The 17,905-nt window shown below is 42.7% G+C and carries 17 protein-coding genes and 1 pseudogene; 15 read left to right on the top strand and 3 right to left on the bottom strand.

The annotated features are described in order from the left end of the window. Together filE and ACEWB7_RS04285 are read left to right on the top strand one after the other, a co-directional pair. Positions 1-940 (top strand): putative pilus assembly protein FilE (gene filE / locus ACEWB7_RS04290; protein WP_411580449.1); only part of this gene is annotated, 940 nt, incomplete at its 5' end. 21 nt (positions 941-961) lie between these two features. Then, positions 962-2,887 carry a hypothetical protein gene (locus tag ACEWB7_RS04285; protein ID WP_411580448.1) on the top strand — a complete coding sequence of 642 codons (1,926 nt, stop codon included), beginning with the start codon at positions 962-964 and terminating at the stop codon, positions 2,885-2,887. Between the two features lie 45 nt (positions 2,888-2,932). Here the strand turns inward: ACEWB7_RS04285 and ACEWB7_RS04280 are convergent, their stop codons facing one another. Continuing rightward, positions 2,933-3,481, bottom strand: a complete 549-nt coding sequence (locus ACEWB7_RS04280; protein ID WP_262738344.1) for an NUDIX hydrolase — start codon at positions 3,479-3,481, stop codon at positions 2,933-2,935. Between the two features lie 123 nt (positions 3,482-3,604). Between ACEWB7_RS04280 and ACEWB7_RS04275 the strand changes: the two genes are divergently transcribed. The 13 genes and pseudogenes from ACEWB7_RS04275 (at position 3,605) to ACEWB7_RS04215 (ending at position 15,137) form a co-directional block, all read left to right on the top strand. Beyond that, complete coding sequence (locus tag ACEWB7_RS04275) at positions 3,605-4,219, top strand: CoA pyrophosphatase (protein WP_004783401.1); 615 nt, start codon at positions 3,605-3,607, stop codon at positions 4,217-4,219. A gap of 14 nt (positions 4,220-4,233) precedes the next feature. Next, entirely contained in the window at positions 4,234-4,764 is a 531-nt protein-coding gene (locus ACEWB7_RS04270; RefSeq protein WP_005234166.1) for a gamma carbonic anhydrase family protein, read from the top strand. Between the two features lie 140 nt (positions 4,765-4,904). After that, complete coding sequence (tsaB, locus tag ACEWB7_RS04265) at positions 4,905-5,570, top strand: tRNA (adenosine(37)-N6)-threonylcarbamoyltransferase complex dimerization subunit type 1 TsaB (protein WP_262738339.1); 666 nt, start codon at positions 4,905-4,907, stop codon at positions 5,568-5,570. Positions 5,571-5,586: 16 nt separating this feature from the next. Further along, positions 5,587-6,411, top strand: coding sequence for an undecaprenyl-diphosphate phosphatase (locus tag ACEWB7_RS04260; protein ID WP_262738338.1), 825 nt, complete (start codon positions 5,587-5,589; stop codon positions 6,409-6,411). Beyond that, positions 6,405-7,223 (top strand): class I SAM-dependent methyltransferase, encoded by an 819-nt coding sequence (locus ACEWB7_RS04255; RefSeq protein WP_262738337.1) that lies wholly within the window; start codon positions 6,405-6,407, stop codon positions 7,221-7,223. The genes ACEWB7_RS04260 and ACEWB7_RS04255 overlap by 7 nt, the downstream gene beginning before the upstream one ends. A gap of 124 nt (positions 7,224-7,347) precedes the next feature. Beyond that, a complete protein-coding gene (locus ACEWB7_RS04250) occupies positions 7,348-8,748 on the top strand; it encodes a C13 family peptidase (RefSeq protein ID WP_262738336.1) in 1,401 nt (466 codons plus the stop codon). Between the two features lie 39 nt (positions 8,749-8,787). Further along, positions 8,788-9,624 (top strand): S-formylglutathione hydrolase, encoded by an 837-nt coding sequence (gene fghA, locus ACEWB7_RS04245; protein WP_312309546.1) that lies wholly within the window; start codon positions 8,788-8,790, stop codon positions 9,622-9,624. Positions 9,625-9,784: 160 nt separating this feature from the next. After that, the gene (locus ACEWB7_RS04240; protein WP_312309548.1) at positions 9,785-10,831 is read left to right on the top strand and encodes a YjgN family protein; all 1,047 of its coding nucleotides are present in this window, start codon (positions 9,785-9,787) and stop codon (positions 10,829-10,831) included. A gap of 11 nt (positions 10,832-10,842) precedes the next feature. Further along, entirely contained in the window at positions 10,843-11,982 is a 1,140-nt protein-coding gene (locus tag ACEWB7_RS04235; protein ID WP_262738333.1) for a M48 family metallopeptidase, read from the top strand. 263 nt (positions 11,983-12,245) lie between these two features. Then, positions 12,246-12,932: a ribulose-phosphate 3-epimerase gene (gene rpe / locus ACEWB7_RS04230; protein ID WP_034170624.1), complete on the top strand. Its 687-nt coding sequence runs from the start codon at positions 12,246-12,248 to the stop codon at positions 12,930-12,932. Between the two features lie 627 nt (positions 12,933-13,559). Next, on the top strand, positions 13,560-13,877 hold the full coding sequence (sugE, locus tag ACEWB7_RS04225) for a quaternary ammonium compound efflux SMR transporter SugE (RefSeq protein WP_034170625.1): 318 nt from the start codon (positions 13,560-13,562) through the stop codon (positions 13,875-13,877). A 69-nt stretch (positions 13,878-13,946) separates the two neighbouring features. Further along, positions 13,947-14,429 carry a methylated-DNA--[protein]-cysteine S-methyltransferase gene (locus ACEWB7_RS04220; RefSeq protein WP_180012475.1) on the top strand — a complete coding sequence of 161 codons (483 nt, stop codon included), beginning with the start codon at positions 13,947-13,949 and terminating at the stop codon, positions 14,427-14,429. A 150-nt stretch (positions 14,430-14,579) separates the two neighbouring features. Next, positions 14,580-15,137, top strand: a pseudogene (locus tag ACEWB7_RS04215) (nuclease-related domain-containing protein). Positions 15,138-15,156: 19 nt separating this feature from the next. Here the strand turns inward: ACEWB7_RS04215 and ACEWB7_RS04210 are convergent. Together ACEWB7_RS04210 and ACEWB7_RS04205 are read right to left on the bottom strand one after the other, a co-directional pair. Continuing rightward, a complete protein-coding gene (locus ACEWB7_RS04210; RefSeq protein ID WP_262738332.1) occupies positions 15,157-16,092 on the bottom strand; it encodes a tRNA dihydrouridine synthase in 936 nt (311 codons plus the stop codon). A 197-nt stretch (positions 16,093-16,289) separates the two neighbouring features. Beyond that, a complete protein-coding gene (locus ACEWB7_RS04205; RefSeq protein WP_262738331.1) occupies positions 16,290-17,729 on the bottom strand; it encodes a spinster family MFS transporter in 1,440 nt (479 codons plus the stop codon). Positions 17,730-17,905 lie beyond the last annotated feature (176 nt).

Below are 17,905 nucleotides of genomic sequence, written 5' to 3'. Positions count from 1 at the left end.
AGTACAACCAGTACAACCAGTACAACCAGTACAACCAGTACAACCAGTACAACCAGTACAACCAGTACAACCAGTACAACCAGTACAACCAGTACAACCAGTACAACCAGTACAACCAGTACAACCAGTACAACCAACTAAACACGTTGAGTCTAGATTACCGCAGCACTTACCACCAGTGACACAGCTTCAAACCCCTGAACCTGTCATTCAGGCAGTACTTGATCCTGTTCAAAAACAGGGTTTCAGTCAGGTTGAAGGGGTGGAATATGTGGATAGTGAATATCTGGAAAATAAAGAATTTAATCTGGAAGGTAAAAAACGTTTCTACAGCATGCCTGAAGGGATAGTTGATAAAAATATTGGGTCAACACGTGTACAGACGATTGAGCGTGAAAAAGGAGTGGGACAGTCGATTATAAAATCCTTGTTTCAGCAACCTGTTGTAGATTCTGGTCCTATTGTACTGGCTCAAACCTACTATCGTATTTCTCAGCCTGAATCTGTAGAAAGCTTAGGTAAGCAGTGTTTTAAAGATAAAAAAGTTAAGAATGCGAAAGAGATTAGTGCAGGTAAATCCATTAATCTGTGGCCACGGGCACCGCTGAAATCAGATGAGTTTGATTATGAAATTGTGAAGCTAAAATCTGATATTAAAAATATTCAGATTCAGTCTTATGCTTCCCGTCAGAATAATCCTGCCTATTACTGGCCATTTGTTGTATTTCTGGATGAACGAGGCTGTGTTTTAGAAGGGGCGGGCGGTTTTAAAAATCAGGAAGCACAAGCCAATATTATTCAACATGAGAAGATACAGGGAATTATTCAGATTCCTGCGCAAAGCCAATATGTATTAATGACCCCACTCGCTTCAGCCATAGATGTTGAAGACAAGATGCTGACAAATTATGGACAACTAAAACTAGTCGCCATTCGATAAGGACGATTCGAGTAGAATAAGATGAAAAATAAAATATTATATCCATTTGCTTTCACTGCTTTATTTGCCGCCCTCAGCGGATGCGGAGGTGAAAGTGCGAATGTCATACCAGAACAAAATGATGAAGCCACCACGAACGGTTCATGCTCTGCTACTGCAACGAATTGTCTGGAATGGGGGCTTGAATATCCAATTGATGGTCTTAATTTTAATTGTAGTGGTGATAAAGAAAATACCTTTATTACTTTATTTGACCAAAATGATGGGGTGGCGTCAGGTACTTGTCAAAAAGCAGATAGTATTGAATTTTATCTGAAAAGTTTTAGTGATACCAAAATCAAGTTGGGTACTGTAAAGCTTTCTGAATATATGAACCTCAGTACATCGAGTCAATTACCTCGACTAAGTGTACTTGATATTGCCAAGGGAATTACTGGTCGTAATATTGCCAGAATCGAACAGACAGATCCAACCGTACAGGTGGCGATGAAACTGGTCAAAATCTGGCAGACCTTGGCACTGGAAAAAGGCCGTATCTATAATCCGACGGATGTACAGCCCTTGTATATCACAGAAGATATGCGAAAGAATCTGGGCAAAATTAATAAAGATATCAGCCTGACAGATGCAAATTTGGCAGAAACCCTTAAACCTTTTATTGATATTAGCCAGATTAGTGATGATCAGGCCTTTGAAGTCGTAAAAAAACTGGCCAATATTGCCAGTGCAGCAGTATATCAACCGGAATTTTCTCTGTTCTCAACTTCAGGCATTATTAGCAGTAACTTGACTGGTTCCGATGGCCTGGCGGGTTGTAATAAATCTGTATGTGACATTAAAGATAAAACGACTAAATATTTATTTGGACATTTTATCCTGATTACAGACCGCCAAGGTTATACCTTTGGCAGTGGACTACAGTGGCGTGACACTCAGCTAAAACTGGGCTCCAATAATCTGGGATCTTTGGGTGGCATTAATGCGGAATTGATCCGTAAGGTCAAACCACAGCAAATTACTGCAGTACCGCAAACCAGCTGGATTAGCCCTGCCACGAGAATGCTTTCATCAAATGCACCATATAAAATGAATGTGGCTAACAACAGCAATCCATTAGAAATTTACCAAGGTCGTTTGCTGAGCGATTATGTGATTGCCGGTAAAGAAGCATTTTATAAGATGGCCACAGGTAAAACTGAACTCAGCGATGCTGATCGTGCCAGTCTTGGCTTATGGCGTTTTAATGCCGATGATGACAACTATAGTGGCTCAATTGATCTTTATAAAATTTTCCCGATCAGCTATCTGGATCGTCAAGTCTTTAGAACAGCTGAAAATGTAGAGCCAGGTGAAGAATATATTTTCCCAATGTATGGCAACATGGAGTTTAAATTTAGCGAAAACTCAATTAGCCCTGTTACAGTGGGTGTTGTGATTGATAGTAATGGTGATGTGCGTACCAATATGCAGTCCGCGAGCAATCTTGCAACTGATAGCATTAATGGTTGCCAGGGAGATATCTTACCGGCTGGACTTAAAGACAATAACGGCGTTCAACAATATCGTCTCGGTACCTTAGGCCGTGCATTTATAGATGAAAAAACAGTATCTATGCGACTGGTCTTCGCTGATCCTGTATTTGGTTCATTAAATGGTGCCTTGGTAGGTATGAACTCCACTATTCAGGCTTCAACCAATACAGATGATAAGATTGTGATTGATGGGGCATTACTCAATTTATCTAATGTATTGAATGGAACCAGTCGTGTGGGCTTTACCAACTCAGCTGGAGAAAGTGTAGGCTGGGCAAATACTTATGCCAGCTTCCAGAAAGTCTATAACAACAATAATACTGATGAAACGACAGAAGAGACCAATCTGGCCAAGCTAAGTGGCGGAAGTGTTTCATTTAAATTAGCGGATTGTTATAGCATCAAAACCAAATAATGAAAAAAGCCCATCAAATGATGGGCTTTTTTATAAAAAGACATTTTAACCTGTGTGATCCAAACGAGTACCCAAGGTCTCTAGGTGCATCGGGAAACTATTGGTTTTACGGTCTTCAAAATAATGACGAAGCGTATGCTCTACACTCGGGAAAGCCAGTTCACTCCAGGGAATTTCATCTTCATTAAATAAACGTGCTTCAATGGTTTCTTCACCTGCACCAAATTTTCCATCAATCAGTTGAGATTTAAACAGGACATAAATCTGGCCAATCCGCGGAATATTGTACATGCAGTACAGCTGTTCAATATCCACTTCAGCTTCGGCTTCTTCACGGGTTTCGCGTGCTGCGCCCTGTTCCATGGTTTCAAACAGTTCCATATAGCCGGCAGGTAGGGTCCACAGTCCATAACGTGGTTCAATTGCACGGCGGCAGAGCAGGACTTTATCTTCCCAGAGCACCAATGCACCGCAAATCACTTTTGGATTAATGTAATGAATATATCCGCATGTAGTACAAACCTTGCGAACCTTCTGATCGCCTAAAGGAATTTTCTCTGTTGTTTTATGTCCACAGTTCACACAGAAGTTCATATTCATCATCAATGATAACAGTAAGGTCAGGATAACTGAAAAATCAAAATTTGGCATCATTTCTATCCCGCCAAATCAAAAATCAGCTATGATGAAATTATAGTCGCATAGGGAGCTGAATGAATGGATGAGCTGGGATTAATACAACGCTTGCAGAAACATTTACGATTTTCCAAACGGATTCAAACTGCACAGGCTGCTGTATTAATTGCGATCACAGATGAAGCTGATCCCAAAGTTTTGCTGACACGCCGTTCAGCTTATATGAATAATCATGCAGGGGAAGTCTCTTTTCCAGGTGGTAAACGCGACCCTCAAGATACCAGTAATATTGTAGTGGCTTTGAGAGAGGCGTATGAGGAAACGGCGCTTAATCCATTTGATGTGCATCTGATCGGGGATCTCCCGATGCAAAAAGCACGTAACGGGATGCTGGTTAAGCCTGTGGTCGGTTTAATTCCGCCTACCATTCAACTTATTCCTCAGCCGACGGAAATTGACCGGATTTTCTTTGCTTCCTTGCAGCATTTGCTGGAAGCCCAGCCGATGCCTTATGAAGTGCGGTTTGCCCAGCAGTCTTTATATTTTCCAAGTATGCGGGTGGAAAATGAGATTGTCTGGGGACTGACCGCACGTATGCTAATTTCATTATTTCAGTACGGGCTTGACTATAAAAAAGACTGGCCATTTTTACTTAATTCACCTGCGTTTAAACGCTCAAAATTTTTTAACCGTTGAACAGGATTTCAGCCATGTTATATCAATTTCAGGGACATTCACCAAAAGCAACGCATCAGCCGTGGGATGGTTGGGTGGCACCTACAGCGACGGTCATTGGACAGGTCGAGTTGGGCAAGCAGGTGAGTGTCTGGTTTGGTGCCGTCGTTCGCGCCGATAACAGCAAAATCCGTTTAGGTGACTTCACCAATGTTCAGGAAAATGCAGTGCTACATACCGATGCTGGCATTGAAATGAACATCGGGAATTATGTGACGATTGGTCATCAGGCCATGCTGCATGGTTGCACCATTGGCGATAATAGCCTGATTGGAATTCAGGCAGTGATCTTAAATCATGCCGTGATTGGCAAGAATTGTATTATTGGTGCCAATGCCCTGATTCCAGAAGGGAAGGTAATTCCTGATAATTCGGTGGTGATGGGCTCACCAGGCAAAGTCGTGAAAACTTTAGATGACGCCAGTATTCAGAAACTGAAAATGAGCGCCATGCACTATGCTGAGCATTTCCAGAAATTTCAGGATCTGGAAGAAGTACAGCTTTAGGCTGTTATCTGAATAATGTCCTCAGTTAAGCCTAGAATTTTCTAGGCATTTTTGTATCTGGCTTGGGAAAATCTCGCCTAGAAGATATGAGTGGAGTATTATATTCGACGTTTTTTATATTCTCTGAATTAAGGTTGTGCATGAAAGTGCTGGCATTGGAGACTGCCAATGAGCAGTGTTCCGTCTCTGTGATCGATGATACTCAAGAACTATTTTTTCAGCTTGATGCGCGCGCCAAGGCACAAACGCAAACCATTCTTCCAATGATTGAACAAGGCCTCAATGATCTAGGATTGGCTGTATCTGATCTGACAGCGATTGCTTTTAGTCGTGGCCCGGGATCGTTTAGTGGTGTTCGTATCAATGCGGCTGTGACTCAAGCTTTGGCTTGGTCAAATGATCTGCCTGTAATTCCGGTATCCACTTTACAGGCTTTGGCGCAAGCGGCATATCGTTTGCATGGTTTAACTGCAGTAACTGCAGTACTGGATGCACGGATGAATGAAGTCTATGTCGCCAGTTATCAGTTAGATGCTCAAAGGATTATGCAGACTGTTGATGAAGAACAGCTTTTGAGTTATGAACAAGGTGCTGAAGCAGTTAAATTTACTGTGGTGGGTTCAGGTGCCAATCTAGTTCAAGAAACAGCATCCGAATATAAAAATGTCAGTGCAACAGCACAGGATATTGCCATGATTGCGCGTGCAGCAGCAAAAACAGAAAATTGGGTCAGTGCAGAATTGGCACTTCCGGTATATTTACGTGATAACGCATGGAAAAAAATTCCAGAACAAAGCAAAGCATAATTAATCAGGATTAAGCATGGATCTTTTACTGCTGCTGAAAGCAGCAATTATGGGTATTGTTGAAGGTATTACCGAGTTTTTGCCTATTTCCAGTACTGGGCATCTGATTTTGGCTTCAGAATTAATGAATTTCTGGACCAAAGAAAAAAGCGATGTTTTTGTCGTCGCAATTCAGATGGGGGCAATTGCCGCGGTTATTTATGAATATTGGGCACGGCTTTGGGGTGCAGCAACCGGGATCGTAAGTGGTGAACCGCAAGGACGCCGTTTAGGGATTGGCCTGATTCTGGCCTCTATTCCCATTGTGCTGATTGGCCTGACCCTAGGGCAAACCGTAAAAGAGCTGCTATTCAATAATATTGCGATTGCCATTGGCTTGATCGTTGGTGGTCTGATCATTATCTGGATTGAAAAGAATCCACCCAAGGTACGTGCCCAAGAAGTTGAAGATCTGACCGTGAAAGATGCAATCTGGATCGGTCTGATTCAGGTCTTATCCCTGATACCGGGAACTTCACGTTCAGGTGCGACCATTATCGGGGCGATGTTCCTTGGCGTATCACGTAAGGCTGCAACTGAATTTTCATTCTTCTTGGGGATTCCGGTCATTATCGGTGCAGGCCTGCTCGATCTTTATCAAAGCTATGATGTTTACAGTAGCACAGAAGACTGGACAGTTCTGGCAGTCGGTATCATCGTATCGTTCATCTCGGCGCTTTTATTAATCCGTGCCTTGGTAGCCTATGTGGCAAAACGTGATTTCATGGTTTTTGCCTGGTATCGCATTGCCTCAGGTTTACTGATTTTATTATTTGCCTTTACAGGTTGGAGATTATGGTAAGCACGATTCGCTTATATACCGAATCTGAGTATCAAGAGAAAGCACAGCACTTCGAGGCTGTGCTTTCTTCTCGTGATGTAGAGGTTAGTATTGAGGTTATTGAAAAGCTGAATGCACGTTTCTTGCGTTTACATCCCGAACTGGCGTTGTGTGTTGATGCTGACGGCCTATGGCTCTGTGCCAATGGCATGAAAATGCAACCAGATTGGCAAGCAGAAGTAGGGCGCTTAAAACGTGCCTCTTTAAAATCGGAAATGATTGCTCGTGCTTGTAATTTGGGAGAAAAGCCGACTCTTATTGATGCAACGGCTGGGCTAGGTCATGACAGTCTGTTGATGGCACATTTGGGTGCTCAGGTGACCTTGGTCGAACGACATCCTATTTTATTTACCCTGCTTGAAGACAGTCATCACCGAGCGAAAAAGGATACTTTTCTAAGTTCGGTGGTTAACCGGATTCATCTGGTTTTTTCAGATTCTGCAGACTATCTGAAATCACAGACTGAGCAGAATGCGGTCGTCGATGTGGTTTATCTGGACCCGATGTTTCCACAACGTGACCAGAATCAGCAGGCACCGAAAAAGCAGGCACAGGTGAAAAAACAAATGCAGTTATTACATTTGCTTTTACCGGAAGATGGTGAAATGGATCTGGGGGATAATCTCTTAGAATTAGCACAAAAAATTGGCAAGCGGGTGGTGGTGAAACGTCCTCGTCTGGCCGTATTTTTAGCTGGAAAAGAGCCAAATCATCAATGGTCTGGTGATGCTTGCCGTTTTGATGCCTATTTTCAGCATGAACTGGTTACTTAATATGAGAATTGCTTCAAAATAGATCAAGGATTTGTTATATATTTAAAAATTGGCATTGATAAAACTTATATCAAGCATAAACTTATTGGGCACATTAGCGAGCCACTCATCTCCCTGAAATCATATGATCGACTTTAAACCCTCCATCAATTTTTGGCACGATTTTAAAAGCAACCAAATTGCCGGGATGTGGTTATTTCTGGGATCTCGGCGTTCGCTGCAACTGGTGCGTCCCTCTATTCTGCAACTGGTATTCTGGGGGATTTTGGGCGGCTGTGCTAACAGTCTCTTTAGCTGGCTCAGTTCCGGCCGCATGGGAGATTTTAACTCTCAAGGTCTGATCAGTTATGCGCTTTGGCCCTTTATTGCCTTGATTGTCGGGATCTTTTTGTCCCAACGGGTGAATAATCCTCGTCTGATGCTGGTACCCGCATTGCTCTGGCTGGTGCTGGATACGCATATCATGCTGTTCCAGAGCTTGATCCAGTATCTGGGTGATCTGGATTATCTACCTTATATTTTCTATGTTTATATTCCAACCCTGTTTGTCATGCTATTTGTCTGGCAAAGTCTGGCTGTGGTCTGGGTAATTTCACGTGAATTAAAATGGCCGTGGTGGGAACGGGCACTGATTATGCTGGCCACCCTGTTTACTTTGGTGGTGTGGCAGATTTCGGTGAAAGATCAGCCAATCTGGAAAGTCGAAGAAATTCCACCAAGTTTTGCTGAGGATGCTTTCTATGCTCAGCCGATCTTGCTGAACAAGGCGTTAGATGCAATTGAATATGGTGAATTTGCACAATCGCACTGGTACTTCATGGGTGTGGCTGGCGCGAGTTATCAGGATGTGTTCTATTCAGAAATAGAGCGGATTAAAAAGCAGTTTGATACCCGTTTTGGGACTTTTGGCCGTTCGATTATGCTAGTCAATCATCCGGCAACGCGAACTGAAATTCCGCTTGCTTCCAAAACCAGCATGGAACTGGCCTTGCGCCGTATTGGCCAGCAGATGAACCGGGAAAGTGATGTACTGTTCCTGTATATGACCTCACATGGCTTGCCAAATGAATTTGAAATGGAAAATGCACCGCTAGATCTGGCATCAGTCGATCCAAAATGGTTGCGTGATACTCTGGATGCCTCAGGTGTACGCTGGCGAGTGATTGTTATTTCTGCCTGTTTCTCAGGTAGTTTCGCTTCGGCTTTGCAGAATGATAATACTTTAATTATCACAGCCTCTGCTGCTGACCGTCAGTCTTTCGGTTGTTCAAACGAAGCTGATTATACCTATTTCGGCCGTGCTTTCTTTGATGAGGCCATGCGTGAAAATAACAGCCTGAAAGCCTCTTTTGAGCAGGCCAAGACTACAGTGGCTAAATGGGAAGCCGCTCAAGGATTTGAACCTTCAGAACCACAATGGGTGATTGGCAAAAACATGGAATTGATGTTGCCACAACTGGAACAGCGTCTTTTCCCTCCAGCGACGACCACTTCAGCATCTCCGTCTGTCGCTTTGACTCCATAAGCCAATCTACAACTTTAGAAAATAGAAAAAGGAATGATGATGGAACTGGTACAGAATAATCGAAGCTTTGAGGGTGAACAGCGGATTTATAGCTTTGAGTCTAAAATATTAAAAAAACCAACCAGATTTGGAATCTTTCTGCCGCCACAAGCTCTGGAAGGTCAAAATTGTCCAGCTTTGTTCTATTTAGCTGGCCTGACCTGTACTGAAGAAACTTTTGCAATCAAGGCACATGCCCAGCGTCTGGCGGCCCAGCTTGGTCTGATTCTGATTACACCAGACACTTCTCCGCGTGGAGATGATGTTGCCAAAGGGGATCACTGGGATATCGGGCAGGGTGCCGGATTCTATATCAATGCCACTCAAGCACCGTGGGCTGAACATTATCAGATGGAAAGCTTTATCGTCGATGAGTTGTATGAACTGGTGTGTGAAGAGTTCGTAGTTCAGGCGGATAAGATCGGGATTTTCGGTCATTCCATGGGTGGACATGGCGCTTTAACTTTGGCTTTTAAATATCCGGAAAAGTTCTGTTCAGTTTCGGCATTCGCACCGATTTGTGCACCAAGCCAATGTCCATGGGGTGAAAAGGCATTCTCGAATTATCTGGGTGAAAACCGCGAAGAATGGTTGAAGCATGATGCAACTGCGCTGGTTCAGGAAAAAGGTGCACTGTTTGGCGATATCCTGATTGATCAGGGCTTTTCTGACCAGTTCTATAGCCAGCTGAATCCGGCTTTATTTCAGCAAGCCTGCGATGCTGTGAACCAGAAATTAACCTTACGTGAACATCAAGGTTATGATCATGGTTACTATTTTATTCAAAGCTTTGTAGATGACCATCTACAATTCCATGCCGTGCAATTAAATCCATAAGCCAAGCAACACAAGCGCAGCAAATTTAAAAGTACAATGAAACTCCAAAAATAGGTCATATTTTTGGAGTTTTTTATATGAATATCAAATAAATATAATAAAAATGGCATATAAGTTGCTATTCAAAAATCAGGTAGAACCAGTTGCAGTTAAGAACACGATGCACAATAAGCCTGAACCAGAGATTGACCAGCCATCACCTTCACTAGAAAAACATAACTTCCGATTTCATGGCAGTGCCACGGAATATTTTGGAATCTGGATGGTGAATCTGATGTTAACCATCATTACGCTTACTTTGTATAGCCCTTGGGCAAAGGCACGCCGTATCCGCTATTTCTACGGTAATACCCAATTGTTAAAACATCGCTTTGACTTCATCGCCATGCCAAGCCGAATTCTGCTAGGTCGTCTATTGGCATTGGAGTTGTATGTGGTGACAGTGATCTTGACCAATTACTCCATTCTTGTCACCAGTTCATTATTTCTGATTGCTGCGATCTCTCTACCTTGGTTAATTCGGATGACCCTGAAATTTAAGGCCCGGAATAGTAAATATGGCAATGTCCGGTTTCATTTTAGTGGAAGCAATCGGGAAGCCTATAGGGTTTTATGGCTCGCGATATTGGTCAACATTTTTACCCTGTTTCTTTTCAGCCCAGTGGTGATCTGGCTATACAAACGTTACTGCTTTAATCATTTATCGATCGGCCAACTTCAGTTCAGCTTGGGGATCAAATGGTCTAAATTTATGTCAGCAGTCTATGTTCCCTTATGTCTGTGTCTGCTAATTGGTATCGCATGGAGCGCAGCAATCGTTTACTGGGTCGATTTGATCGGTACAGCCCTGTTTACCTTAGGTGTTGTGTTGAGCTATCTGTTTTGCCTGGCCTTGGTCTGGCCGATGATCTCTGCACGCTTATATATGTATACCTGGAATCATGTAGAGCTTGGTCAAAGCTATTTTAAAACCCGGGTAACGACATGGCGCTATAGCTGGATTGTACTGAGTAACTGGATAGTGCGTGCACTCAGTTTGGGACTCATGACCCCTTGGGCGAGCATCCGTTTATATGAATATCAACTGGCTAACCTAGAACTCTATCTAGCAGAGGACGAAACTAATCTAAAAAATATCTTGCAGCGTGATCCAAATGCTATAGCCAATGAAGTACTGGATATCTTTGATTTCGATGCATCGTTATAGAGGCAAGTAGGATGAAGCGACCTGTTGAAGTCAGATTTTATGATGGGGTTTTGGCTGAAGCCCAGCGTGCATGGATTGTCTCTGATCAGCAACATGGGATTGCCCTGAAGCTTAGTGAAGAAACACTCAAGCAAGTGAGCGAAGCTGACTTTTATTTTACTTATCCTGATATGGCGTATATTGGTGGGGTTGGGGGACGTAAACCAATTATCGAACTGCCTGAAGATCGTCGGATTGAATTTTTGACCAAAGCACCGCATTGGCTGAAGATTAAATCCAAAGAAATCTATCATGCCATATGGAAATTTGAACGTTCTCCACTCCTGATTTTCTTCTCGATGATTATCGTGATATGTGCGGTAATTTTTATTCTTAAATGGGGGATTCCTTATACGGCCCATCAGCTCGCTCAATTACTTCCGGAACAGACCTTGGTCGAGGTAGGAAATCAAACTGAGCAGAAATTAATTGAGCAAACTGAGCCATCCAAGCTCTCCGCAGAGCATCAAGCACGTCTAAAAAAACTGTATGAACAGAAAATTGCGGTAGGACAACCTGCAAAGATTATTTTCCGTCAAGGCGGAGAAATCATGGGACTTAATGCCGCTGCGATTCCGAACAATACCATTATTGTCACCGATGAATTGGTCAAGCTTAGTGGTGCAGATGAAGAAGTCCTTGCAGTACTGGCGCATGAACAAGGTCATCTGGTACAAAAACATAGCATGCAAAAAGTGATTTCCAACCTGGGTGCAGCAGGATTATTTGCCTTGGTAACGGGAGACTTAAGTGATGTCGTGGCGGCATCTATAGCGGTACTCGCCGATGCGGGATATTCACAGGCGCTTGAACTTGCTGCGGATGATTATGCCATGCAACATTTACATCAACAGCAGATATCCAGTATCCATTTGTCGAACTTTTTGCAGCGGGTTGAAAACGCTAGAATCCTGGCAGAGCAGAGTAAAACGATAAAAATGAAAAACTTTACCCTGAATATTGATGGAAAAGAACGGCAAATTACCGAGTCTGAACTGAAATGGTTGCGTTTGATTGGAAAACTCAAAAAATATCTGGAATCGCATCCCGAGCTGGACAAAAGAATTGAACGGATTCATGCATTCGAAGAAAAAATGAGTCAACCTGTTTAGCCCTAATATTGAATGCAAAAACTCATATCTCTATATTCTGAGGATCAAGGCATGTTTAGCCTCGATTTTTTGTTGATGGATATGCGAGTTTTCCTGTCTCAATTAATCATCTTCATCTTAATTTTCATCCAGGTCAAATGATGTTAAGCACAAATACTGTCCAGCGTTACATAGCATTGTATTCACACAACATCCAAGTCACAGTAGCAGGACTGGATTTGGTATAATGAGAAAAATCCAATTTTACTTAGCCAGGTCCTTTCATGTCCAAGCCTTATTTAATTGCTCCTTCTATTTTGTCTGCCGACTTTGCCCGTTTAGGTGAAGAAGTTGAAAATGTACTTCAGGCCGGTGCAGACGTTGTGCATTTCGATGTTATGGATAATCACTATGTACCCAATTTAACCTTTGGCGCAGGTGTATGTAAGGCACTGAAAAAATATGGTATTCAGGCACCTATTGATGTGCATCTCATGGTGAAACCTGTAGATCGCATGATTGGTGACTTTCTGGAAGCAGGCGCAGATATTATTACGTTTCATCCGGAAGCATCTGATCATATTGACCGTTCTTTACAATTGATCAAATCGGGTGGTGCTAAAGCCGGTCTGGTATTTAATCCAGCGACACCATTGCATTATCTGGATTATGTACTGGATAAGGTTGATCAGGTATTGCTAATGAGTGTGAACCCTGGCTTTGGTGGACAGAAATTCATTCCAATGACTTTGGATAAATTACGTCAGGCGCGCAAGATCATTGATGCTTCAGGTCGTGATATCCGCTTAGAAGTAGATGGCGGTGTGGGACCAGCAAATATTCGTGAAATTGCAGAAGCTGGTGCAGATATGTTTGTGGCCGGTTCAGCGATTTTTGGCAAGCCAGATTATAAAGCTGTGATTGATGAAATGCGTAGTGAGCTGGCTAAAGTCGGTCAAATCCAACTTTAATCTCTAAAATGTTTAAGGTGCATAAATCTGTGGATAACTTTATGGATAAGTGTGTAGATATCTATGTTGATAACCATATGGATATGTTGCATATTTTGTAATCGTTTGTAGCCTGATTGATTGCATCTTAGACAGAATTTGTATAAAAAGAACTCAATTGGAGTTCTTTTTAAATATGTCAGCCCTTGATTTTAGTGATCGTTTATTCATCAAAGGTTAATAATCAAGCCAAACAAAAAGTGATCAATAGGTCTTAGTTTTGTGTTTCATTGTGTAAGATCTCCACGCTATTTTTAAATTTAATTCATGTGCATAACTTAATAATATGGACTTATTCCTTGTTTGTTTTTCTTACTCAAGTCTCTGTAATGTCATAACACGATGTCCCGTGTTGGCGTTCCTTAAGATAGGCTGAAATCTTCAGGTTGTCCTGAGCATTTGAGTAAGACATGGTTAAATTAATTCTCATTCAGTCAAATTTTGTAAACGGCAGTTTGGTTTTGTCATCTGTTTTATAAGATGTTTATTTTTTTAGGGGGAACGACCTCCCTTGTTGATTAAATTTATAAAATTCAACAAGAAAAATCGTCAGGACGGCCTGACTCTGTTAATCAGGAGGAGGGAGATATGGCCTGGATTATACTTGTATTCGCTGGACTATTTGAGATTGTCTGGGCCTATTCTATGAAGCTCTCAGAGGGTTTTACCAAACTCACACCGAGTATTTTTACGATTGTTTTTATGGTGCTCAGTTTTGTATTACTGGCCTATGCCATGCGTACTTTGCCTTTAGGGACTGCCTATACCATCTGGACGGGCATTGGTGCAGTTGGCTCATTTCTGGTCGGTGTTATAGTTTTAGGTGAACCTGCTTCTGCTATGCGTATGCTGGCTGCGGTGCTGATTATTTCCGGACTTGTTTTGATGAAATTATCCTCCTCCTAAGAGCTGTTGAGCAGTTCTGATTTCGAGTAAAATAAAAACTGGCAAGCTTGATTCTGTAGGAGTAGGGCCATGCAACTCAGTTATATTTACATGGACTCGCCTGTAGGACAGTTGCAGCTGGTCGCCAATGAAACGGCACTGGTAGCTGTACTCTGGGATTGTGAAAAACCGAATCGGGTCAGGTTGGCAACTCTGGTTGAAGATCCACAGCATCCCGTGTTGATAGAAGCTCGGCGTCAGCTTCAGGAATATTTTGCCGGTCAACGCAGTACTTTTGAGCTGCCTTTAGATTTTGCCGGTACTGATTTTCAAAAAAAAGTCTGGCAGGCTTTGCTGAATATTCCTTATGGACAGACCCGAAGCTATCGGGAAATCGCTGAACAGGTCGGTAATGTTAAAGCAGTACGCGCCGTGGGTGCTGCCAATGGTAAAAACCCGATTTCGATTATTGCACCTTGTCATCGGGTGATTGGCAGTAGTGGTAAGCTGGTAGGCTTTGCGGGTGGTCTGGATAAAAAAGAAATTCTGTTAAATATTGAGCGAACCCATTAAGATCAAAATCATAAAATTAATGAAAATTAAAATATGGATCAGTTCGTAACACTAATCTTAGGCCAACTCTGGTCGAGTTTATGGTGGGTTCTTCTACTTTTTATTGGTTTAATCATTTTTAAGTTATTTAAACCATTTTAAAAAGGGAAGCTGGGAGAGTTCGCTATTGCCACGCATGTCAAACTTTATCTGAAAGACCCTGAGTATCGGTTATTAAACGATTTGACTCTTCCAGATGGAGAAGGGAGCACAACACAAATTGATCATTTCTTATTAAGTCCTTATGGCCTGTTTGTGATTGAAACCAAAAACTATAAAGGCTGGATCTTTGGTAGCGAGCGACAAAAAACCTAGACGCAAAAACTTTATAAAAATAGCTATAAATTTCAAAATCCGATTCATCAGAATTATAAGCACATCAAAGTTCTGGAGCAGTTGCTGGTTGATATTATTGAGCCAGCCCAGCTGCATTCTGTGATTGTATTTATGCCAGATGCGGTATTCAAGACCCCAATGCCGAATTATGTATTTCGGGGTGCAGGTTGGACAGATTATGTAAAAAGCTTTAATCAGCGAGTTATTTCTGATACCAAGATTAAACGTATCCAGATTCGATTGGAGAAGGAAGTACTAGAAAAATCCTGGAAAACCAACCGTGAACATGTCGCAAATTTAAACAGGCGGCAATCCGAACAGAAAAGCCTTTGAATTATTCAAAGGCTTTTTCTTAATTTTTCGAGGCTTTTAATTTTTCAGTAATTTCAACCAGCTGTTTAATCCGTTTGACCTCATCCCAGAGCGCTTTGGCTTCAGGATAATGCTTGGACATCATCCCCAGCCATTGTTTATAACGACCGACCATATTCATTTCCTTTTTATAGGAACCATTCAGGAAACGGATTTGCAGTTCCAGTAGTTCATTCCAGGTGATGAGCGGCTCATCAGAATTCTGGCGAATACATTGGGTCAGATCAGGTGTAGTGACCGCACCACGGCCAATCATCAGGTCTTCACAGCCTGATTCTAGCTGACATTGCTTCGCATCGGTATTGGTCCAGATTTCACCATTGGCAATGACATTGATTTTTAAGGCTTCACGAATTGGTTGCAGCTGATCCCAGAAGGCTGGCGGAGTATAGCCATCGGCCTTGGTCCGCGCATGAACAGTGACCCAGGCCGCTCCAGCATCTTCAATGGCATGGGCATTTTCCATCATGAAGTTGCGATCCATATAACCCAGACGCATTTTTGCCGAAACCGGGATATGTGCAGGCACGGCATCACGAACAGCTTTGACCAGTTCATAAACGACTTCAGGTTCATCTAGCAGTACTGAACCACCACGATGACGGTTTACGGTTTTGGCTGGACAGCCGAAATTCATGTCAATTGCAGGGGCGCCCATAGCAGCGACTTTCACTGCATTGGCTGCCAGCATTTCCGGATTATTTCCGAGAAACTGTACATGCACCGGCGTGCCGGCAGCAGTTTTGCCGTCATTTAACAATTCAGGGCAGTAGGTGTGATAGATATGATCCGGCAGCACCGAATCCGTGACACGAATAAACTCGGTTACACACCAGTCGAAGCTCCCGACGGATGTCAGTACATCGCGCATAATCGGGTCAGTTAAGCCTTCCATGGGTGCAAGAACAAGTTTCAACGGTCAACACCTGTTAATTCGAAAAACGGTGTTATACGGCTTTTTGGTGGCAATGTCCAGGCAGTTTAATTTTCATATGAATTGCAGAAAAAGATTGAGTGTGAATGAGTATCTATTGATCTTTTGTGATCTAAATAAAAAACCTTAAATCGGCTGATTTAAGGTTTGGATTTAAAGCTTGAAAATCTAATATTGTCTTAATCGATCAGCTTTTCGACTTTCATACTTTCACGATAATACTGACAGCCTTTATACAGCAGGAACACACCAACCAGGCCGGCTATCGCATTGACGATAGAAATTGAATTTCCCACCATTAAGGTATTCTCATAATATCGGTCTGTAATCAGCGCCACCGCAGTTGTACCCACACCGAGTGCAATCAGGTTAGAAATCAACAGGAATTTGGCTGATACCTGAGAGCGCAACTGGTTCGGTGTCAGCATCTGGGTAGCAGCGGCTGATGCCGGAATCGGGAAGGTGGAGAAGAACATCGCGACAAAGATCAATGCGAATGAAAGCTGCATATTGTCGACCTGAGTAAATAGCACACTTGGAATGATCAGGGCAGCACAGCCAATTGCACCGGCACGAATCGCTGCATCACTATAGCCACGTTTAGAAAAGAAGTCGATGAGCCAGCCACAGAATAGGGCGCCTGAAGTATTTGCGACAAGAATAATACTTCCAAGGATATATCCGGTCTGGCTTGCATCCAGGCCAAAGTGACGCATGTAGTAGGCCGGTGCCCAGCCGAGCAGTGAATACAGCATCATGGTGTAGAAAGAGAAGCCAATAAAATGACAGAGGAAAGTCTTTTTATGGGTTTTGATAAAACCCATCGAATTCTTAAAAGATGCTTTCACTGCGACACCATTCGCATCCATTTTGAGGCCTTTACGTTCTGGTTCACGTACGGTCAGAATCATCAGTAATGCCAGCAATACACCCGGTAAACCGACAATCATAAAGGTCAGCTGCCAGGTTTTGATTTCACCGATCACCGGTAAAGTGACAAAGCTCACATCTTTGAGCAGACCAATCACATAACCACCGATCAGGAAAGCCAATCCTGAACCGATAAAAGCACCAATGGCATATACGCCTAGCGCACGGCCCAGTTTATGTTTCGGGAATAGATCCGCCACAATGGAATAAAAGGCAGGAGATAGGGCTGCTTCACCGGCACCGACACTGAGGCGAGCCAGGAACATCTGGATAAAGTTTTTACTGAGGCCACAGGCTGCAGTGGCCAGACTCCAGAAAGCGACCCCGATCGAAATAATTTTCACACGGGATTTCTTATCGGCCAGTGCGGCGATCGGTACGCCCATAAAGGCATAAAACAGCGAAAAGGCCAAACCTTGTAACAGGCTGAACTGGGTATCACTGAGCATAAGGTCGGCCTTAATCGGCTCAATCATCAGGGATAAAATCTGACGGTCTACGAAAGACAGAATGTAGGCCACCATACAGATGATCACCACATACCATTGATAGCTGCTACGTTCTGGAGCTGCTGGTGGAATTTCTGTAGCCAGCTGTTCAGGGATAGGCGTAGTAATTTTTAGATGAGAATCGAGTGGTTGGACGTCATTGTCAACCTTGTCTATGACCAATGTTTTTTCATTCATCATGCAACATCCTGTGCAAGTTATAGTGATTGGTTTATTTGATACAAATTTAATTATTTTTATTTTTAATGTGTATCAATTAATCTAATCTAGGAGTAATTTGCACAGCCGTCAATATGTCTGGATTAAAAAGATACAATTATTTTTAAATCAATAAAAAAGGGAATCAAATAGATTCC

The organism is Acinetobacter sp. NIOH-H-8, from assembly GCF_046635365.1.
Lineage (GTDB): Bacteria > Pseudomonadota > Gammaproteobacteria > Pseudomonadales > Moraxellaceae > Acinetobacter.
The sequence above is the reverse complement of the archived record's forward strand: the minus strand, read 5'-3'. Positions and strand labels throughout refer to the sequence as shown.